We start from the raw sequence: 20,861 nt of genomic DNA, 5'->3' as shown, positions 1-20,861 counted from the left end.
GCGGCTGGTTGTATCAAGCCGCCTGCCGTTGGTTCTACAGTGTTAAGCGTTTGGGGTGAAGCGGAGCTTTCCTTGTTCCACAGGAACAAGGCACGGTGCAGACAACCCAACGTTGCCTGGGCTTCGATAGGGCGCGTCTTTGGCGCTTCAGAGAATCAGGCCGCGCCGCTGCCAATCGTGATGCGTTTGGCTGGAATGGGTGATTCGATGATGCCGAGTTCCGTTTCCTGTTTCAACCGGAGCTGTCCGCAGGCGGCGGCGATGTCGTGGCCTTTTTCACGGCGCAGGGTGGCCGTGACGCCTGCATTGACCAGCACAGCGAGGAAGGCATCCTGGGTGGCCTCACTCGGGCGGACCCACTCCAAGCCATCCACGGTGTTGTAGGGGATCAAATTGACCTTGGCATGGGCACTGCGGGCGCGTTTGGCCAGGGCGTGGGCCTGCTGGAGGCTGTCGTTCACGTCGGCGATGAGGATGAACTCGAAGGTGAGGAACTGCTTCCGCTTTTGATTCCAGTAGTCGAGCGCTTCAAAGAGCTCGCCTAGGTTGTGCTTGCGGTTCACCGGCATGATTTTCTCGCGCACTTCATCGGTGGCACCATGCAGGGAGATGGCGAGGCGGATTTGCAGCGGAAAGTCGGCGAGTTTTTTGATCTGCGGGGCGAGGCCGCTGGTGCTGACGGTCATGTGGCGTGCGCCGATGCCGATGCCCCATTCGGCGTTCAGGATTTCGATGGCCTTGGTGACGTTGGAGTAATTTGCAAGGGGCTCTCCCATGCCCATGAAGACGAGATTGTCCACGCGCTCTCCGGCGTAAGCCTCCACCTGCACAATCTGCTCGACGATTTCCGCGGCTGTCAGATTGCGTGCGAAGCCGGCGAGACCACTGGCGCAGAATTTGCAGTCGTAGGCGCACCCGACCTGGCTGGAGACGCAGAGGGTGCGGCGATCCGAACTGCCGCCGTAGAGAGCGGGATTGGCGGGAATGAGCACGGTCTCGACGTAGCGGCCGTCGTGGAGTTTGAGGAGAAACTTGCGCGTGGTGTCGCTGGAGCCGGCGACTTTGGCGATGGTCATCGTGCGCGTGACGAAGCGGGTGGCGAGTGCTTCGCGGGTCGCTTTGGGTAGATTCGTCATCGCCTCGAAAGTGGCGGCGCGTTTGGCGAAGACCCACTCGACGAGCTGTTTGGCACGAAAGGCGGGCTGGCCGAGCTCTGCGAACACGGCAGAGATCTCCTCCGGCTTCATGCCGAGGAGGCCCTGGGGTGCGGGGGTGATGCTCATCTGCGCACTATTGGCGTTGAAATGAACATTTGAAATTCGAGATTTGGGTTTGATGCTCGTGGCATGGGAATCCCCGGCCTCATTGCACTGCTTGTCATGGTTGTACTGATCGGTGTGGGTATTGGCATCGGGTTGTTTGCCTGCGCGATTGCAGCGGGGATGACAGCGATGGGAGTGGTGTCCAGTTCGGTGGCGCTGGGTTTCTTCACGAAACGGCCAGCCACGGCGGTGCGGGCGCTGCTGCTGCAATGCGGCATCCTGGCGGGTATTCCGGCAGGGGCCATCACGGCGTGGGTGGGGCGGGCGGTGCTGCAGAACGTGGACGAGAGCTGGATGATCGCCGTGTATGGCGGCATCGGTGGGGCGTTCGCGGGTGCGTTGCTGGCGCTGCTGCTGGATTTTATTTTCCGCCGCTCTCATGCGTGGCTGGAGGAGCGGATGAAGCGGAAAGCGCTGCCGGGCTAGGACTGCTTTTCCTGCTCGCGGAACTGCGTGGGAGTCAGCTTGGTCATTTTCTTGAAGTCCTTGGAGAAGAAGAATTGATCGTGGTAGCCGACCTGGCGGGCGATTTCTTTGACGGGGTCGTCGGATTCAATGAGGCGGCGCTTGGCCTGATTGATGCGCTCACGCCGCAGCCAGTCGATGGGGCTGGTGCCGATGGCGGCTTTGAACTGGCGGCTGAAGTGGCTCTCGCTCATGCCGCTGAGCTGGGCGAGCTCGATCACACGCATGGGCAGATGGAAATAGAGGCGCATGCGCTCCAGCGCCTTGGAGACGGCGGAGGGAAGTTCGGGCTGCACGAGGCCCGGCTCAGAGAGACGCACGTGGAATGCCAGGCCGATGACGGCGGCGACGGCGGCGCTGGCGAGTGCGGCATCGCTGGGACGGGTGCCACTCATGTATTGAAAGGCGCGCTCAAATTCTTGCGAGACCGCCTGCTCATTGATGCCTTCGAGCACGGGCTGTGAGCGCACCTGCAGGAGTTCGGCGATGCGGTCCAGTGACCTACCCTCGATGCGCATCCAGTACAGCTCCCACGGATCTTTTTTTGCGGCACCGTAGATATGCGGGTGATGGCAGTTCACCCAGAGCAGTGAGCCGGGTACGACTTCGTGCCGTTTGCCTGCGACTTGGACCCAGCCGCGGCCTCTGAGGCAGAAAATCAACTCGTGACCTGGGTAGGTTTCACGCTCGATGCGGTGCTCGTGACCCGCCTTTAAATGGCCCGCACGCACCACGGAATAAAACAAATCACGCTGCCAGTCGGCGGGGGTGGCGTAAAGATTCGTCATGAAGACGGTTTCTTGGAACAACGGAGCCATAGCCGGATAATACATTCAGGAGCGCCTGAGTGTCGAGCATTGAATTACGCACCGGACGCAACGGAGGGGGAAAATCCTTTTGCAGCAGAGGGTGCCAAGCGGCATACTTAGCCTCTTGCTGCGCACCTCATTACCCCCGCGCACGCAATTTCCAACACATCATGCCCACTTACGATTACGAATGCACGACGTGCGGCCACAAGTTTGAGGCCAAGCAGTCGATGAAGGATTCCCACCTCACGGACTGCCCCGTTGAGAGCTGCCCGGGTCCGGTGAAGCGCAAGATCGGACTGGGCGCAGGTTTCATCTTTAAAGGCAACGGCTTTTACATCACGGACTACCGCAGTGATTCGTACAAAGCGGCGGCGAAGAAGGATTCTGAAAGCGCCGCAGCCTCTACGAGTTCGACACCTGCTGCCAGTCCGGCGCCCGCTGCCACCCCGGCGGCACCTGCCAAGACGTCGGGTGCTTAGCACTGAGTCCGCATCCATCCCCCACCCCAGCCGCCGTGATTCGCCCCCTGCTCCAGACTATGCGGCTGCTTGGGCTCAGTCTGCTGGCTGGAGCTGCCTGGGTGGCGCACCGACCGGCCGATCTACCCAAGATCGCCGCGCCAAATGCTGCCAAAGTCGATGACTTGCTCGACATCATGCGCCAGACGACCATCAAACGTGCGGCGGTGATGGAGATCAGCGAGGCTGAAATCAACCGCCACCTCGCCACGACGCTTGCAGGGAAAATTCCGGGCATGCTGGGTGGTTGGATTGTTTTTGACGGCGCTCGCCTTGACCTGGAGCCGGGCAGCGCACGCTTGTTTCTCATCTGGAAGATCAAAGGTTACACGCGCACCGCCAGCGTGGATCTCGGCATCAGCCGCGACGGCAAGAATTTTCGTGTTGAGCTGCTGCGCGGTGCCTACGGCCATCTGCAGATGCCACGTGGCATGATGCGGCCGCTCTATCCGTCTCTGGAGGTGTTGGCGGAGGCGCTGGATCCGGAAATCCGGGCCTTGTTCCTCATGAACAAAATCACCATCGCCAAGGACAAGCTCGTGCTCGATCCCCGCTTCCCTTCCGCATGAAACGCCGTTTCCCATCCGCCCTCGCAGGCGTGCTCTCGTTTGTCTGCGCCACACTGCTTGCGGTGGGACAGACGCCCGTGCCTCAGGCCTCGCCTCTCACTCGGGAGCAGAAGGAAGCAGCGGCCGCCATTGAGGTGCCGAAGACTGGCGTGACACCACCCCCGCCCGGCGAAGGGCAGAATGGCGCTGCTGCAAAGCCTGCGGTAGAACAACCACCCGCCGCCCCTGCGGTCTCTGATAATTCCGCCAGCAAAATGCAGGTGCTGGAAGCCGTCACCCAGAAGCCTGGGTTAAAGGAAGTTCCCCGTGTGGCGTCTCCTTCGGACAAGATCCCCGTCACCAGTTCCACCAGCACCAGCCGGCAGTTCATTGTGCATGGGAAAGTGTTTGAGACCCGCAGCGCCATGGCCACGCGCTGTGAGGAGATTTCCGAGGAAGTGCGCAAGGTGCTCAATGACAAAGAGGCGTGGGTGCTGCCGATCGTGGTGTTGTTGAATACGGGCGAGGAGGCGGCCAAGTCGAAAGGCCCGCCTATCTCCACGGCCATTTCCGAGCTGAGCTTTGGTGGCTTTCACCTGCAGGTGACGATCAATGAAGGCCCCGGACTCAAAAAGGAGGATCTGCGCAAGGAGATCGTACGCGCGCTGCTGGCCGAGCGCATCCTGCGGAATCATCAGAAGATCGAGACGCCGGAAGGGCGCCTGCTGCTGCCCGACTGGGTGATGACCGGCGTGCTGCATGCACTGGACTACCGAGCCAGCCCCACTCCCAGCGCCATGTTTGCCACACTGTTCCACAGTGGTAAAATCTATGGTATCGAGGAGATCATCGAAGCCTCCCCGGTGGAGATGGACAACCTCTCCCGCACGATTTACGAGACCTCCTGCTGCGCTCTGGTACTGGCGCTGGTGGACCAGCCAAGCGGTCCGCAGAACCTGAACAAGTTTCTCAATGTGCTTGCGAGCGACCCGCGTTCCGAACGCGAACTGCTCAGCGCCACCTTTCCAAACTTTGCCGCCTCGGCCTCAAGCCTGAACAAATGGTGGTCGTTGCAGCTTGCCGCTCTGGCCAAGCCCGGCGTCGGCGAACCCCTCACGCCAGCTGAAAGTCTCAAGGCCATCGAGGAAGCCATCACCCTCCACTACGAGGTGCTTCCTGCCGCAGTCCCGAAGAACGTGAAGCTGCACCCGTTTGTCCTCCCAGCACCGCTGCAAGTCGTCGCAGCGAGTGAAACTAGTGAACCTCATACGCCGCCCCATACGGCTTCTGCGCCAGCCAAGCCCAAGACGAAAGACAGCGCCGCCGAGGTCAAGGAAGAGCCGGCAGAGGAGGATCCCAAAGAAAAACGCAGCCTCATCCGCCGCATGCTTTTCCTAGGGGATGCCAAGGACAGTGAAGCCAAGGCAGGTGACAAACCCGCCGACGAGAAAGAGCCGCCAGCCGAGGAGGAAAAGAAGCCTGGATTCATGGGCCGCCTGTTCGGTGCTGGCAGTGATGAGAAACAGACGCCGGATGAGCCGAGCGTCAAAGAAAGCACGGCCAAGGTTGCTGAGAAACCAGCTGCCCCTGCGCCCCCCGCAACGGTCGAAAAAGAGAAGACCGTGGAAGAGGAAAAGAAGCCCGGATTCATGGGGCGTCTCTTTGGTGCGGGCAGTGAAGAAAAGAAGCCTGAGGACACACCCGATGTGACCGCAACGGCTGACAAAAAGGCGCCAGAAAAGGAGAAACCTGCCACCCTCAAAAAACCCAAGGTCTCCGTCAAACAGGAACCGGAAGCCAAGGAAGAGCCCCCAGAAGAGAAGAAGCCGACCAAGCTCAATCCCATGAACTGGTTTCGTGGCGGCAAGAAACCTGCGGAGGAAAAGAAAGAGGAGACGCCCGCCAAGGAGAAGGCGGCGTTTCTCACCCCGCCTGCCACGCTTGATGTTGCACGGCTGATTTCGCCCCTGATGGCGGATGCCTGGCAGATGCTCGCTCCTGCCGCCGCACGTCCGACTGCGGAGCCGCTGTTTGGTTTCCGCAAAAGCAAACCCAAGGCGGAAGAAGCCCCCAAAGAGGAACCGCCCGCCCAAAAAGCAGAGGAGGACAGGCCCCCCGTCAGGAAAAGCAGCAAACCGCGCGCGACCAATCGCAACTCCAAACCGGCAGCCAAACCCTCCGCCACTTCTGCGGACAAACCGCGCACCACCAATCCGAACGCCAAACCCGCCACGCCGGAACAGATCAAAGCCTCCGCAGCAGCAACCCCAACCCCGGGTGCTGCGCCTGCCCTCGTACAGGTGAATCTGCCGCTGGAAGAATACCAGCACATCCTCAAGCTCCCGGATCGCGCCAAGATACTGGCCTACAACACCGCCTCACTGCGCGCGCTGGAGCTGCGTGTCAGCATTCTATACCGCCCGGTGGTCCGCGGCTATCTTGTGGCGGTGCATGACATTGAAGCCGGAAGGACCAAGGACATGGACAAGCGCCTCGCTGCGCTGCATGAGTTTGCCCTGATCGCCTATCAGAAGTCCATCGCTGTGCGCGACTACCTCGACTGGTTTGAAGCCAGCGAAAGCGGCCGCCTCTCCGGCAAGTTTGACGACTTTCTCAACCTGCCGGCCACCATTCAAAAAGAACTCCCGCCACGCACCGATCCGATCTCGAAGTATCTGGATGCGATCGACAAGGAGTTCACGAAGTAGGCTCAGTTCAGCCCCACATCCTCGGGCACCCCGGCCATCACCTGATACACCGGACCCATGTCCTTGAGAATGGCAGACCACATCTGCGCCGGCTTTTCAACGGTGAGCACCAGCGGGCGGGCGTCTGCCGTGATCCAGGAACGCACTTCAAGCTCGCTTTCAAGCTGGCCGCCGCTCCAGCCGGAGTAGCCAACGAAGCCGCGCACATCATGACCGAGGCTGAGCGCATGCAGGGCGTCTGCCACTGAGAGGTGGGTCTGGCAGCGCAGTGTGCGGCGGCGTTTGTTCCAATGCAGCGCGGCAAAGGCCAGCTTGTCGGTCGAAACAGGGCCACCTATGAACACAGGAACCTCACCAAGCGCTCCGAGATCCTGATCCGGCAGGAGATCGGCGACGCACTGCTCCAGAGGCCGGTTGAGGATGTAGCCAAAGGCTCCGTCCTTCTCGTTATGCGCCGCCATGAAGACCACGGAGCGGGCAAAATTCGAGTCGCGCATGGCCGGTGAGGCGAGCAGGAGGCTTCCACTGAGGGAAGACGATGATTCGTTGGTGTTTTCCGAATTCATATCGATGTCTGACGCATTAACTACGCCAGCCGCTCGATTACGCATCGAAAAAAATGCGCGCTGACTTTTTCAAGCCAGCGCGCATCTGTCATCAGGCTAGACGGGGGTCTTATGCCGCCGCCACTTCGAAGCCCTTGCGGTAGGTTTTCGTGAGCAGCTTGTCCGCCTCGGGGGCGTTCGTGAATTTCAAATTGGCGGCATCCCATTCCAAGACTTGGTTCGCCTCATCCATGCGGCCCGTGACTGGATCGATCTTCGGAATGGCCAGACGTGTGGCGACGTTGCCAAGCTGCACGGTTTCCGCCAGCGGGGCGGCGTAATGGAAGCCATCGCTGGTCTTCTTGCTGGCGAGGCAGGCATCCACCCAGGTGTGCCAGTGACTGCGCGGTTCTTCTTTTGGATATTTGAAGCCGGTGAACTTGTCGAGCGGATACAGGCGTGGTCCGGCCACGTGTGCGAGCACCATGGTGCCGCCTTCGCCGATAAAGATGGAACCGCTGCCGGGGAGATCGATGTTTCCTGGCATCTGCGCGAGCTTGTGGCTCGGTTTCAGACCGCCGTCCATCCATGTGAGCTTCATGGTCTTGCCTGCGGTGTACTCAGTGCCAGGGAACACGTAGTTGATCGTCTCATGCGTGGGCCAGATCTGGTTGTTGATACCGCTGTTCTTGGCATGAACGCTGATCGGCGCGGTCAGATCGAGCGCGGTGAAGACGGGGTCCAGGATGTGGCAGCCGAAGTCGCCGAGACCGCCACCGCCGAAGTCCTGCCAGTCGCGCCAGATGAAGGGATGGTAGGAGGGTGCGTATTCACGCATCGGTGCCGCACCGATCCACAGGTCCCAGTCCAAATTTGCCGGTACTGGAGCCGAGGGTGGTGGCTGGAACATGCGCGTGCGCTCATTGCCCGTGACGCCGACCCATGAATAGACTTCTTTGATTTTGCCAATGGCACCTTCCTTGATCAGGCGGGTGCCCATGCGGTATTCGATGGAGGAGTGGATCTGGTTGCCCATCTGGGTGGTGAGATTTTTCTTCTCCGCCCACAGTTTCATCTGGCGTGCCTCCCAGACCGTGTGAGCCAGCGGCTTCTGGCAGTAGATGTGCTTGCCCTTCTGCATCGCGGCCACGGCCACCGGCGCATGCATGTGATCGGGAATGCCCACGGTCACGGCATCAAAGCCATCGCCCAGGGTGCTGAACATCTCGCGGTAGTCGGAGAAATGCTTCACGCCGGGGAACTCCTTGTCCGCCTTGTCGAAGCGGTTTGCATCCACATCGCAGAAGCCGACAAACTTCACCGCTGCATGCGACCCGACATTGTGCAAATCGCTGTAGCCCATGCCGTTTACGCCGACGCAGGCCACCTGGAGCTTGCTGTTGAGATTTTGGCCACGCACGAAAGCAGGGAATGCGACGGCGGCGGAGGCGAGAGAGGAGTTCTTCAGAAAGGAGCGGCGAGAGTTGGGCATGATGATCTTCGATGGATTTGAGTGCCTCAAACGTACGTTGGCCACGCCGGATTCTTTGTCTCGCAAGGCAAAGAACGGCAGTTTAGTACCATGAGCCGTTGGAAAAGAGTCTGGATCAAAGTCACTCAAGCCTTTGTCTGATCCTTCCGCACACGCGTCCGTGGCGACTTTCCATCATCGTTTCTTCGCCCGCTGAAAACGGCTTTGGCGCTCGGCATCCGTCGCGGGTGCAGGCGGCGTGGTTTCTGCCACTGCGGTTGTTTTGGGAGCATCCGCCTGCGGCGTTTGCTGCAGCCGCTGCCAGTGCTGCACGGTCTCCCGGGCTGGCTTGGCGACTTTAAGCCGCTGCGTGGCTTCGGCACGGGCCCGCTGTGGTAGCTTCCAGCCAGTGCGTGTCACGAAGGCTTCGAACAACAGGAGCAGCAGCGTGGTGATGAGCAGATAGAGGCCGAGATCGGTGAAGCGCGGGATCGTGGGGCTGCGCCAAGCCTGGCTCATTTCCAGCAGTTCGCGGCCACCGCTGGTCTGTGAGACGCGGCGAAGCTCTTCCGCGCGTGACTCGTCAAAGGCCCACTCGGTGCTGGTGCCGACGATGGCGGGCCCAAAGCTGATGGCCTGACCGCCCACCTGCACGGCACCGCGCACCATTTCACCTTCGGGGAGCTCGGTGCTGGTCTGGAAATGCCCGGGTGCGACGCGCTCCCAGGCGAGCTCGTGCGAGCCCTCGGCACGCAAGCCATGCGCGAGCACTACGCGCGGCGCTTTGCTGCGCAGCTTCGGTTCCCACTCCTCCTCGTAGAGCAGATCCAGCGTGAGGGTGTTGCCCTCGATGCGATGCCGTACGCCGATGCCGGGCGGCACGGCCTCCCCCATCAGCCAGCGCACCTGCGTCTGCAAAAAGTCGCCGTATTTGGGCCAGTCACGCACGCGCTGGGAGTGCTCGCCGCCGAGGGGGAAACTGATTGCGGCGGTGCGACCGGTACCGCGCGGCCCGAAGGACACGAGTGGTGCGGCGTATTCATCTTGCGAGATGAGCGCCTGGCTGGCCCACTCGCGCAGGTAACTCAGATTAAAACCATCCACTTCCTTGGGCCATTCGAAGGCCTGGCTGCTGATCTCAAACCAGCCGCCAGCGGCCTTGGTGCCGACGGGTTCTTCTATGAAGGCGCTGCGTGCCACCGCGACGGTTTCCTGACTGAAGATGCTGGGCAGTTCTTCTGCTTTGTCGGTGTAAAAGATGCGGCCTTTGCCGAGCTTGGCGATGTCATCAAGCAGCCATGCGTCGGGATCACTGCGGGTGCCGAGGGCGATGACGCTGACGGTGCCGCCGCTCTTGGTGATTTCATCCATCAGGCTCTTGTAGGCATCGGGCTGCTCGGAGTCAGCGGCGTCGGAGAAGAGAATGATGTGCCGCTGTCCGGCGGGTGCTGTTTTGAGCTGGTCCCATGCGGCTTTGAGGCCGTTGTAAACATAGATGCCGCCGCCGGTGCTTTCGATGCGGCGCACGGCGCTTTCCATTTTTTCGCGATTCGGGCCCACCTGCTGGAGCGGCACCATTTCATGGGCCTCGCTATCCACAGCATAAACCGCGAGCAGATCCTGCGGCCCGAGGAAACGGATGGCATTGGCCGCGCCTTCGTCGGCGAGCTGCATTTTCGTGAAGCCGTTCTGCACGGTCATGCCCATGGAGCCGCTGCGATCCATCACGATGGCCATGGCGACCATGAGCTTGCGGTGTTCCTGTTTCATTTCGAGGGACACTGGCAGCAGCGGATCGAGCGGTGATTCGAAATAACCACCAGCCGCAAAGCTCTGTTTGCCACCGGCCATGAGGATGCTGCCACCCTGCTCGCGCACATAAAAATCCATAGCAGGTAGAAACTCGGAGGGCAGTTCAAACGCGGGGACGTTGTTGAAGATGACACACTTCACACCTGCCAGCTGGCCTGGACGCAGGGAGCGGAGTTCACTCACGGTTTCGACGGTGAAGCCCTGGCGCTGGAGTGTTTCCGCGACGGGATCGTTGGTGTATTTTGTGAGCAGCAGCACGCGGGGACCGCCGGCGATTTCAATCATCGCCTCATGGCGGTTGTTGCCGGCATGCGCGTCCTTGGCGGGCTGGATGATGGCTTCGTAGTGCGCCACACCTGCTGCCGGGAGGCGGTCGGTGAAGCGGATCATGCCGCTGCCGAGTTTCACGGCCACTTCGCTTGTTTTGATCTCACGTCCATTGCGCAACAGCGTGAGCGGCACTTTGCCATCGGTCGTACCGCGCAGTTCGATCTCGACCAGAAACGGCTCACCGAGCTGAGCGCGCGCAGGCAGCTTCATGGCGGAGACGCGGAAGTCGGTGGTCTCGACTTCACGGGCGAGGCGGTAGTCCAGCTCCACCCCCTGCTGCGTGAGTTTGGACGCCAGACCTGTCAGGGGCTCCGTTGAATAACCATCCGTGATGGCAAGGATGCGCGCTGGCCTGCCACGGCCTTCGCGCTGCGCAAAGGCGAGCGCCTGCGTGACGGCCTGGGCGGTGCGCGTCTGGGTCTGATTGCGGGCATACATCTCCGCGCCTTCAGCACCGCGCCGCATCACTTCCGCCGCATAGTTGAGATAAAAGATCCGGTCCTGACTGCCCCGGCTTTTTTCGAGCAGCTTCTCCCATTCTGTCATGCCTTTCGCCATGGGCTGCTCGGCGGACACAGAGCTGTCCAGCAGGACCCAGAGATCCACGCCGTCTGCCAGACGCCGCCACTGCGGCTGCGCGAGCGTTGCCGTGACCAGCACGAGCATCAGCAACCTGAGCGGCCGCCACAGCGAGAGCCGTGGCAGGAGCCAGCCTGCCAACAACAGCACGGGCAGCAGTGCGAACCATTCTGGATGGCGGAACATCATGGCCGTGCCACCTCCCGGGCTTCGCGTTTGGAAGTCGTGAACCACCAGCTACCCAGCAATAGCAGGAGCAGCAGCACCAGCCAGAGCCGCCAGTTGGGGTCGGCCTCATGCAGGGTTTCGACCTGAACGGCTTTGACCTTGTCGAGTTCGTTGAAGGGCTTGGCCTGGGTGAGATCGGCCTCGCGGGTGTCGGCAAAATGCGCCGCCGCAGTGAGAAGCAGCGTCTCCCCCTGATGTACGGTGAAGTGGCCGGGCCGCGCGGGGGCGCGCAGCAGCCGGGCCTGCGCGAGGGGGATTTCCTGCTCTCCTTGCTTCAACGGGCCGGCCTCCGAATCCTGACGATGCGCGACGGCGAGGTGCTGACGCACATCGAAGTTGGCGGCTTCAGGCGCGAGTTTGTCCGCACGCAATTCTTCGAGAAAGCGATGCAGCAACACGGCAAACGCCGGCAGCTTGCGCGCATTGGAAGTCTCCAGATCAAACTGGCAGATCAACTGCCTGCCGCCTGCGGGCATCACGCGCAGCACAATCAGCGGACGCTCTCCCTGCCACAGCAGAACGCGGTCCTGCGACTGCCGGGGCATGGTTTTCGACTCGCGCACCAGCAAGCCTTGCCAGTTCAGTCCTTCCACCAGCGCATGCGGCTCGGCGACGATGCTGCCTTTGAGATAAGGCGCTGCATCGTCTGCGGGAGCTTGAAAAAAGCAGCCGTGCCGCTGTTCCGGCAGGGCGAAATTTTCAGTCATCACTGCAGCGACGAGATCTGACTCGCCCGGCACAGCGACCATGCGCAGGTGCGCGTAGCGGCTGAACAACTCTGCCAGCACCCGTGATTCACCTTCAAGCGGACAAAGGGAGAGCACCTTGGGCTGGGGCCGCACCAGCGGCAGATCGTTGTCGAGCTGCAAGGCATCATCGCTGAGATGCAGTGCGATTTGCTGGATGTCACCAGCGGGGAAAGGACCAGACAACGTCTGGGTTTCACCGGGACCGAGCTTGAGCAGCTTCCAGGGCGACTCCGCAACACCGGCCTGCGCACGCCACTGGCGCTCCTGTGCGGTGCGGCTGTAATTTTTCACCAGCGCATGCCACAGCCACTGGCCGTCTTTTTCTTCCACGGTCACGCCCGCCCAGCCGACGTTGTCGGTTTCCTGACCCACGGAAACTACTTGTGCGCCAAAGAGCGGTGGCACAGGCAGGGGATGATCGGTGATGAGCACCACGACGCCCTGCTGCCCGACGAGGCCGCGTGCGACGCGCAGCGCGGGTGTGAAATCGTGCACCCCCAGCAGCGGCTCCCAGTGGGCCAGCGCCTGGCGCACTTCACCCGCCTGTGTGCCGTGATACAGGCTGGGGGCTTCGGAATCGGAAGACAGCAGGGTGAGCTCCGCGCGTGCTAGAGGCCCTTCGAGCAGGCCGAGCACTTCATCCGCCGCCTGCACAGCGGGTGAGCGAAAGGCCTGCATGCTGGCTGAACTGTCCATCACGATGGCGATGCGCTGCACGGCGTCGTGTTTGAGCCAGCGTGGCTGCACGAGCAGCCAGGTGAGGAGAAGGACCATCAAGAGCTGAAGCCAGAACGGGATGGAGGTGCGCAGGCGCTCAAAGCGGCTGCCGGTACGGCTCTCGCGCTTCATCTGCTGCAGCAGGAACAGCGTGGTGGCCGGCACGCGGCGATTGCGCCGCTGCAAGAAGTGAATGGCGATCACGACGGGAAGACCGAGCAGCGCCCACAGGCCCCAGGTATTGGCGAGCGTGAGGTTCATGCGGTTTCCACGGCTCCACTGGAAAGGCCTTCGAGTTGCAGTGCTTTTTGAAAGTCTGCCTCCGCCGCCACACGGGCGAGTGCGATGCCGTGTTTCTGGGCGGCGGCTTTCCACAGTTCAAAATGGCGGCGATAGGCTGCCTCGTAGCGCTGCAGCAGGGCGGCTTCGACCCGGTGCTCGTGTGGCAGGCCGGTTTCGGGGTCGATGAATTCGTAGTTGCCGTCCCAGCCGGGATCGGACTCCTCCTGAGATTGCGGAGCGAAGACGATGCCGCGTCCGCCGCGCGTGCTGAGGCAGGCGAGAACGGCTTCCGGCTCCGTGGCAAACAGGAGATCGCTGATGAAGACGCGCATCGCGCCGGCACGCAGCGGGAGACGATTCAGCACGGGAGTTTCCTGGGTGGGGATCAAGGCGCTGACGCGGGCGTGCCACTGGCCGCTGAGAATGACCTCCGGCTCCAAGAGTTGATGCTTTGAACCAGCGACGGCGTAGCAGCGCAGCGTGGCACCCGACTGCAGCGCCGACTCGATGGTGTAGGCAAACAATTCCAACGCGCGCTGCTCTTTGGCGGCGAAGGCAAACATGGAGGCCGAGACATCCAGGATCACATCAACGAGAGGGCGCACCTCCTCGCGATAGAGCTTCATCGAGTAGGTGCCGGTGCGTGCGTAGGCCTGCCAGTTGATCTGGCGTGGATCGTCGCCGGGCAGGTAGAGGCGATGGTCCTGGAAGTCGAGACTGCTGCCGGTGCCGCCGCCGAGGAATTCACCCGCATGGCCACGCCAGCGCTGCTGACGGAAGGGCAGCTTCAGCACACGCGCCCAGCCACGCGCGCGGATGTGCAGCGTGCGCAGTGCGCTGGCGTCATCAAGCAGCGTCATGAGTGCGAGGGGTTTCCTGACCGGCTTGCTCCAGTGCTTCGCTTTCGAGCAGGGTGTAGGTTTTGAAATTCATCTTTGCACGCACCATTGCGGCGAGCAGCCACACGGCACTGAAAACACAGCCAAGGAACAGGATGCCGCCACGGCTGCTGTAGTCCACACACTCGACACCAAACAAGGCGGTGATGGGGGAGACCATGCCGAGAACCCCCAGATCACGCGCATTCATGGTGTGGCAAAACATCGACAGCAGGATGCCGAGTAAGACTGAGCACAGCTGCACGACCCACCAGTTGGCAAAGATGTTTGTGCGGTTGATGCGCAGGATCACAGGTACGAAAACGGCCAGGAAGAGGCAGAGCAAGTGCGGAAACGGGCCGACATCCCAATCCATTGCCGAAGACTTCCATGTGATGCCCGCAATAATGATCAACGCCATCATGCACAAAATGGCGGAGAAAAGCACGCCGGAAGCCCAGCCTGGGTACAACAGCCTGCCTGCCAGCCTGCCAAAACGCCCACGCCGTGCCAGCACCGCCACGGCGGTGGGGTAGCGCGGCATCTCTTCCGTCAGCACATCCATGCAGACGATGAGCGTCAGGAACATCAGGGGAATATAGGCCCACAGAGCAACCCGTGGTTCCGTGCTGAGAAAACACAGCAGCAGGCCCGTCACCATCAAAGCGCCATGCACGACCAATGCGATGAGTCGTTTCTGCGTGCTGTGATTCTCCGAAGGCGGAGCAATGCGTGAGGCACCGAGCGCCAGAAAGTAGTACACGGTATACACCACCAGAGCCAGAATGCCGCCGACGAGGCTGCACTGTGCCCAGAGATCGAGCGCAAAGAATTCGCGTACCATCGAGTCTGCCTGCGAAGCCGTAACAAGGAATGCGGTGAAGAACCCCAGCGGCGCTGCGCCAGCGCCGACACAGAGCGCCAGAAAGATGCGCAGCAACAACGGCACCTGCGAAGAAAAGGCCAGCAGCGCCGCTGTGATGACTCCGGAGCCGAGCACTAGGATCGTCAGCGCCACGACCTCCCGCAGGATTTCAACCCCACCAAAGAAGTAGCGTGCGACCATGTAGGGCAGAATGGAGCCTGCCACCAGCAGCGCCTGGCTGTAGAGCGCCACCCATTTGCCGTACAGAATCCGAAACGATGCGATGGAGGTCAGCGTCAGCATGTCCAGCGTGCCGTCAGTGGCTTCGGTATGCAGGGCGGCAAAGCCACGCAGCGGCATGACCGCCAGCAGCATGAAACCTGCAATCCCCCAGAAAATGCCGTTTACGGCCTCCACCGGCGCACCAAACGTCACCGTGATGAGAAGCAGGATGATGAGAGTGTGGAATAAGATCAGCGCCGAAGTGAAGAACCGTGTGCGCAGTCCCTGGCGCAGCTCCTTGACCACGATCGGGCTGAAGCGATCACTGAAATCACGCAGCATGGGCAGAGCGGTATTCATGTCAGACTGTGGTGCCTCCTCTGTCGCCGTGAGTCATGCGCCAGCCTTCCTGCCGCGCAGCGCGCACACGCCGCCAGGCAAAGACTGCGGCGATCAGCAGCACCGCAGGCCAGATGCAGGCGCTGAGCATGCCGAGATTGAGCAGCGCAGCCTTGTCTCCTGCCTGCGCCATCGCATAACCTCTCGGCATAAACTGGGGAAGCGCGCAGGTGAGCCAGACCGTGGTGCTCTTCATGGCCAATGGAATCATCAAGAGGCTGCCAAGGGTCGCGATGAGGACGTTCACGAGCAGCCAGAAAATGATGAAGGGCGGCAGCAGATCGCGCGATTTGCGTGTGGAAAAAAGCTGCACCCAAGCCGCGATCATCCACGTCCCGGCAGCGCTCACGACGACGAGCTGCGTTTCCGGCCCACTGAAGACCCACCCCGTCTGCAATGCCACCAAGCCCATCAGCACCACGGTGTAAACAAAACCCGTGACCCAACCTGGAGCCAGCAGCCATAGCGCCACCCGGCCCAACCGCCCACGCTGGTAAAATGCAGCATACACCGAGGGCACTTCATTCACGCGCTCAGTCAGGGCATCAATCATGATCAGAGGAAGCATCGATGAAGAGGTCATCGCCATGGCTGCGCCCGAATCGGTCAGCCAGCCCAGCAGCATCAATGACAGGATCATGATCAGATGCACGGAGCGTTTGACCACGCTCAGGAGTGAAGCGGTCGGCGCGATGCGCGTGGCCGCCAGACTGAGAGAGAAAAAAATCACCCACGCCGCCATCCCCACCACCAGCAGGGCGGAACTACCCCCGCCGGACTTGGTGAAGAAAGAGAACACCGAGCCCGGAGGCATCCCGCCGCCCATGCGTGACACCATCAGGAAGGAAGCCGCGCCACAGCCGCCGATCAGCAGCGGCAGGAACACAACCACGGCCCGCAGCCAGAACTGGCGCTGGGTGGAAAGAGCGACGATCACCGCCGCAATCACCACGCCGGCCAGCCATTTGTAAAATAACGCCGCAATCTCGCCAAACAGATCCAACCCGCCAAACACGAAACGTGCCACGACATAGGGCAGGATGCTGAGCATGAGCAGCAACGACTGCGAGGCGATGGCGGCCCATTTGCCAAAGATGATGCGCCCGGCTGAAAGGCGGGTGAGCGCCAGCATGTCCAGCGTGCCGGACTTCAACTCATCTGCCACAGCGGAGAATCCGCGCAGCGGCATGATGATGCACAGCACGAGGGTGATGATGCCGTCAAACCATCCGCTTACGACGTCGGCATTTTCCGCGCCGCCGCTCAGAAGCGTGAGCAGCACCAGCATCAGATGCAGCGTGAGCAGCACGCCGCCGAACAGCCGCGTGCGCAGCCCCTGCCGCAGCTCCTTCACCACCATCGGTGAGAGGCGGTCCGAAAAGTCGGAGATGGAGAGGGCGGCACTCATGATTGGGATGGCCGCAAAGAGGCGCAAAAAACCGCAAAAAAGTGATTCAACTTTGGGTTCATCATTTTGCGTCTTCTGCGTTTTTTTGCGGTAGCCCTCCCTGCGGCTGCGCTTTGAACGTGTTGTTGTCAATCTGACCGAGCATGTCGATGAACGCATCTTCGAGCCGGCGCTCCTCGCGGTGGTAGTCGAGCACGGGCAGGCCATCTTGGATCATGCGGCGCAGCACACCTGCCAGGGTGTCATCATCGGAAGCCTGAATGCGCAGGCGTGCGCCGCGCTTGGTTTCTTCTTCGATCTTGATCAGGGGCGCGGTGAGTGCCCATTCGATGAGCTTGGCGGGTTCACCGGCAATCTGCACATGCACGAGTGTCTCGCCGGCGGTCTCGGTGCCGCGCATCATGCTTTCGGCGTCGCCATGATGAACGATGCGGCCTTTGTCGATGAAGAGCAGGCTGTCACACATCTCCCCGAGCTCGCTGAGGATGTGCGAACTGATGAGGATGGTTTTGCCTTCCTGCGCCAGAATGCGAATGAGGTTTTTCAGCTCGACGCGCGCCTTTGGATCGAGACCCGCCGCCGGTTCATCGAGGATGAGGATCTGCGGATCATGCAGCAACGCGCGGCCCAGACAGAGACGCTGCGTCTGGCCTTTGGACATCTTGTTGCTCATGCGATCGGCCAGCGGCGTGAGATCGGTGAAATCCATCACCTCCTGGATGCGACGGAGACGGTCCGCGCCTTTGAAACCAAGGGCACGCGCATAGAAGTCGAGATATTCGAGCACGGTCATGTGCTCATAGGTACCGAAGCTGTCCGGCATCCAGCCCAGCAGACGGCGCACCTTGGCTGGATGATGCACGACGTTGTGACCACCCATGCTGACCTTGCCGCTGCCGGGGGAATCAAGCGTGGCCATGATGCGCATGGTGGTGGTTTTGCCCGCACCGTTCGCACCGACGAAGCCAACCACCCGCCCGTGATCAATGTGGAAGGAGACACCATCCACGGCTTTCAGCGCCCCAAAGGTGCGATGCAGATCCTCCACCACGACCGCAGGCTTGGTGCGGTCCATTTCAGGAACATGTGCGGAAGTCGAAACAGACGATGACATGAAGATCGAAGATGCGGAGTTCAGGGCTGTGTCACCGGGCCGAAGACTACGATGCGATCATCCTCCCAGCGAATGGAGGACAGGGTATCGAGAGTGAAATCCGGAGCCTGCCGGGCCTTCGCGACGAAGAACGCGCGACGGTGCATCGTCGTGTTGTAGAGCGAATTTCGCAGCGAGTCCACGGCGGGATTGACTGCTGCCTCCCACCACAACCGTTGGGCGCTGTCATCTGTTTTGACTAGCGTCGCACTCTGGCCGGTGCTCAGCGGCTTTTCGAGCCGCCACTGAGCGCCCTCAGCATCTGTGTAAAACAGTTCATCCACCGTGAAACCGAGTGCTGAGATCAATGTCGGCGCGGCATCAGGTGCGGCGGCCTTGAGTTCCAGGCGTGCGCGCGTCGAGACGGCTGCCCGCAGCACCTGCCCCTGCTCCGCACGGCTTTGGAAGAAATTGCCGCGCCGTTCGCGGCCGTCCTGCGTCAGATTTGCGGACTGCGCGGTGGAGGTTTTTTTTAGTTTCGCCCACGGCGTGTCCGGCATCACCAGCGGCTCGATCAGCACGGGCTGCTTCATCTCAAAACCTGCGCCCAGCAGCACGCCGGTGCGGCTGATTTGCTCCTGCGTCACATACGCTGCCGCTTCGCCGGGTTCGAGATTGATGGTAACAAAGCGCCGCCCCACGCCGCCGGTGCCGTCCTGCACCAGAATCAGCACCACCATGATCAAACTGGCACCGATGGACAGCAGAGGCGTGGTGATGAAGAGCTTGTGCCGCTTGCCTGCCGGAGCCAGCACGAACAGATTCACAGGCCCCACCAGCAGGCCAAAGACGACCAGAAAGACAATCACCTGCCAGGATGCAAAGCTGCGTGTGCCCAGCAGTCCCTGCAGCGACCAGGCACCCAAGGTGGCATGCTCCTCGGTAAGACTGTTCACCCGTTGGGTCTGACCCCAGTAGTGGTTCACCGTCGGGCCTGCTGACAGTGTTTTTCCATCCCAGCTCAACACCGTGATTTTTCCCAGCGACACCCTCTCCTTGGCCGCATCCGACCCATCGGGCAGTCCCAGTGAATCTGCCGTGGTTCCAGCAGTCGCATACACGTTCAGTTTACCCCCCATCCTCACCCATTCCAGCAGCGCACGCTTCACCGCCGGTTTCAGCTTCTGCCAGTCCGTGCTGCTCAGGAGCACGAAATCAAACCCGCTGTAGCCGAGCCATGACTCCGGCAGATCCGCCGGCTCAAACCGGCTGCCAAACACGGTGCTCCCACCATAATGTCTGCCGCCGCCTGAACGCAGCTTCGCCTCCAGCTCGTGATTAAGCTTGGAGATGCTGAGCTCAGCCAGCGTCTCGCTGAGCGCTAACGCCGGAAATCCGGTGCTGCGGTTATCGTGGTCAGTTTTAGGCGACACCTCAAATCCCGTGCCTGAAAAATCCACACGTAGCGCATGGCTGTTGTTGCCCCTGCTGCTGTCGTCATAATCCACGGCCAGCGGCACCATGAACAACGCCGACTGCGTGGAGCGTCCCGGCACATCCAGCGCAAAGCTGCTGTCGTGCTCGTTTTGCTGCCGGTAGTACTGGGTCTGCGAATGGAAATCAAAGCCCCAGCGCGCATTCCGACCGGTGCCGTTCGTGGCCACAATGCGCATCGGCGCATATCCCGAGGGAGGCAGCGGATCAAACACGCTGCGAACCTGCACGCGAGTGCCTGAGAGCGGATCCAGCTCCTCATTGGCGATGTTTTTCTGCGCGTGTGCCGCCGTGGCCCCTAGCAGCAGTACACTTAGCAGCAGGCGGTGAAAAGGCTTCATGCCGCCTCCTTCAGGGTGCGGGGTGTGGCGAGATTTTGCACCGGCACTTCCGCCAGGATGGCACGCACCACGCCGACACTCGTTTTGCCATCCATGCGTGCGGTGTAGTCCAGCAGCACACGGTGATTGAGCACAGGGAGGGCCAGCGCCTGCACGTCTTCAAAGCTCGCATTGGGCCTGCCGTTCATCAGCGCGCGCGCCTTGGACGCCGCCGCCAGACTCAGCGCGGCGCGCGGACTGGCCCCGAAGCGCACACCCTGCGATGCCTGGGACTGGCCGGGATGCGTGGCATCCACAATGCGCGCAATGTAGTCTGCGACGATCTCAGGCAGGAAGATGCGCCGCGCCGTCGCCTGGATCTGCGCAAACGCCTCGCGAGTGACGACCGAGGCCACCTGCGGCTCTACGCCGAGTTCGCGCTGGGTCACGATCTTCGCGAGCGTCGCGGCCGAATTGCGCAGCACCTCCAGCTTGAACAAAAAGCGGTCCACCTGCGCCTCCGGCAGCGGGTAGGTGCCTTCGAGTTCGATGGGGTTCTGCGTGGCGAGCACGAAGAACGGATCTGGCAGCACGTGCGTCTGCCCGAGCACCGTCACGCGGCGCTCTTGCATGGCTTCAAGCAATGCGGACTGCGTCTTGGGAGAGGCGCGGTTGATTTCATCTGCGAGCAGCAGATTCGTAAATACCGGCCCAGGTTGAAAGACGAACTCGCGTTTGCCATCCACCTCCTGCAGCACCGGATTCCCCGTGATGTCTCCCGGCAGCAGGTCCGGTGTGAACTGCACGCGGCGCGTGGTGAGGTTCAGCGCCTTTGAGAGCCCTTTCACCAGTTCGGTTTTTCCCAAGCCCGGCAGGCCTTCGAGCAGCACATGCCCACGTGCGATGACGCCGCAAAGCATCAGCTCGATGAGTTCACTCTGTCCAAACAGCACCTCGTTCAAGGCGCGGCGCAGGGCATCAACAGGTAGGGATGCCGACTGGATTTCTGAGTCTGAAGCGTAGGCGTCTGTCATTCATCCGACTAAAACAAGAACCAACGCATGAGTCGAGTTGAAAACCGCAGTTCACACACATT

Annotated in this window: 16 protein-coding genes; 4 read left to right on the top strand and 12 right to left on the bottom strand. The window is 61.2% G+C overall.

The features are described from left to right. Nucleotides 1-155: 155 nt before the first annotated feature. Nucleotides 156-1,283, bottom strand: a complete 1,128-nt coding sequence (gene rlmN, locus PSV43_RS00730; protein WP_300192673.1) for a 23S rRNA (adenine(2503)-C(2))-methyltransferase RlmN — start codon at nucleotides 1,281-1,283, stop codon at nucleotides 156-158. A gap of 63 nt (nucleotides 1,284-1,346) precedes the next feature. On the opposite strand from rlmN, the gene PSV43_RS00725 reads away from it, so the two are divergent. Then, nucleotides 1,347-1,748, top strand: a complete 402-nt coding sequence (locus tag PSV43_RS00725; RefSeq protein ID WP_300192672.1) for a hypothetical protein — start codon at nucleotides 1,347-1,349, stop codon at nucleotides 1,746-1,748. Here the strand turns inward: PSV43_RS00725 and PSV43_RS00720 are convergent. Continuing rightward, a complete protein-coding gene (locus PSV43_RS00720; RefSeq protein WP_300192670.1) occupies nucleotides 1,745-2,575 on the bottom strand; it encodes an AraC family transcriptional regulator in 831 nt (276 codons plus the stop codon). The two genes, PSV43_RS00725 and PSV43_RS00720, sit on opposite strands and share 4 nt — an antisense overlap. A gap of 191 nt (nucleotides 2,576-2,766) precedes the next feature. On the opposite strand from PSV43_RS00720, the gene PSV43_RS00715 reads away from it, so the two are divergent. The 3 genes from PSV43_RS00715 to PSV43_RS00705 are packed head-to-tail and all read left to right on the top strand — an operon-like array spanning nucleotide 2,767 to nucleotide 6,373. Then, nucleotides 2,767-3,078: an FmdB family zinc ribbon protein gene (locus tag PSV43_RS00715; RefSeq protein WP_300192668.1), complete on the top strand. Its 312-nt coding sequence runs from the start codon at nucleotides 2,767-2,769 to the stop codon at nucleotides 3,076-3,078. A gap of 35 nt (nucleotides 3,079-3,113) precedes the next feature. Beyond that, complete coding sequence (locus PSV43_RS00710; protein WP_300192666.1) at nucleotides 3,114-3,686, top strand: hypothetical protein; 573 nt, start codon at nucleotides 3,114-3,116, stop codon at nucleotides 3,684-3,686. Beyond that, complete coding sequence (locus PSV43_RS00705) at nucleotides 3,683-6,373, top strand: hypothetical protein (RefSeq protein ID WP_300192665.1); 2,691 nt, start codon at nucleotides 3,683-3,685, stop codon at nucleotides 6,371-6,373. Before PSV43_RS00710 ends, PSV43_RS00705 begins: the two co-directional genes overlap by 4 nt. A gap of 2 nt (nucleotides 6,374-6,375) precedes the next feature. Here the strand turns inward: PSV43_RS00705 and PSV43_RS00700 are convergent, their stop codons facing one another. The 10 genes from PSV43_RS00700 to PSV43_RS00655 all read right to left on the bottom strand — a co-directional run bounded on the left by PSV43_RS00700 (nucleotide 6,376) and on the right by PSV43_RS00655 (nucleotide 20,799). Beyond that, nucleotides 6,376-6,870: a YqgE/AlgH family protein gene (locus PSV43_RS00700; protein WP_300192663.1), complete on the bottom strand. Its 495-nt coding sequence runs from the start codon at nucleotides 6,868-6,870 to the stop codon at nucleotides 6,376-6,378. A 178-nt stretch (nucleotides 6,871-7,048) separates the two neighbouring features. Then, entirely contained in the window at nucleotides 7,049-8,410 is a 1,362-nt protein-coding gene (locus PSV43_RS00695; protein ID WP_300192662.1) for a Gfo/Idh/MocA family oxidoreductase, read from the bottom strand. Nucleotides 8,411-8,584: 174 nt separating this feature from the next. Continuing rightward, nucleotides 8,585-11,299: a vWA domain-containing protein gene (locus PSV43_RS00690; RefSeq protein WP_300192660.1), complete on the bottom strand. Its 2,715-nt coding sequence runs from the start codon at nucleotides 11,297-11,299 to the stop codon at nucleotides 8,585-8,587. Continuing rightward, complete coding sequence (locus tag PSV43_RS00685; protein WP_300192658.1) at nucleotides 11,296-13,065, bottom strand: BatA and WFA domain-containing protein; 1,770 nt, start codon at nucleotides 13,063-13,065, stop codon at nucleotides 11,296-11,298. Before PSV43_RS00685 ends, PSV43_RS00690 begins: the two co-directional genes overlap by 4 nt. Next, nucleotides 13,062-13,946: a DUF58 domain-containing protein gene (locus PSV43_RS00680; protein WP_300192656.1), complete on the bottom strand. Its 885-nt coding sequence runs from the start codon at nucleotides 13,944-13,946 to the stop codon at nucleotides 13,062-13,064. Before PSV43_RS00680 ends, PSV43_RS00685 begins: the two co-directional genes overlap by 4 nt. Beyond that, the gene (locus tag PSV43_RS00675) at nucleotides 13,933-15,411 is read right to left on the bottom strand and encodes a hypothetical protein (protein WP_300192654.1); all 1,479 of its coding nucleotides are present in this window, start codon (nucleotides 15,409-15,411) and stop codon (nucleotides 13,933-13,935) included. The genes PSV43_RS00680 and PSV43_RS00675 overlap by 14 nt, the downstream gene beginning before the upstream one ends. A 1-nt stretch (nucleotide 15,412) precedes the next feature. Beyond that, nucleotides 15,413-16,858: a hypothetical protein gene (locus tag PSV43_RS00670; RefSeq protein WP_300192652.1), complete on the bottom strand. Its 1,446-nt coding sequence runs from the start codon at nucleotides 16,856-16,858 to the stop codon at nucleotides 15,413-15,415. 61 nt (nucleotides 16,859-16,919) lie between these two features. Beyond that, complete coding sequence (locus PSV43_RS00665; RefSeq protein ID WP_300192650.1) at nucleotides 16,920-17,972, bottom strand: ABC transporter ATP-binding protein; 1,053 nt, start codon at nucleotides 17,970-17,972, stop codon at nucleotides 16,920-16,922. Nucleotides 17,973-17,992: 20 nt separating this feature from the next. Further along, complete coding sequence (locus PSV43_RS00660) at nucleotides 17,993-19,786, bottom strand: hypothetical protein (protein WP_300192648.1); 1,794 nt, start codon at nucleotides 19,784-19,786, stop codon at nucleotides 17,993-17,995. Further along, entirely contained in the window at nucleotides 19,783-20,799 is a 1,017-nt protein-coding gene (locus PSV43_RS00655) for an AAA family ATPase (RefSeq protein ID WP_300192646.1), read from the bottom strand. The genes PSV43_RS00660 and PSV43_RS00655 overlap by 4 nt, the downstream gene beginning before the upstream one ends. Nucleotides 20,800-20,861 lie beyond the last annotated feature (62 nt).

Source organism: Prosthecobacter sp., from assembly GCF_029946185.1.
Classification (GTDB): domain Bacteria; phylum Verrucomicrobiota; class Verrucomicrobiia; order Verrucomicrobiales; family Verrucomicrobiaceae; genus Prosthecobacter.
The sequence above is the reverse complement of the archived record's forward strand: the minus strand, read 5'-3'. Positions and strand labels throughout refer to the sequence as shown.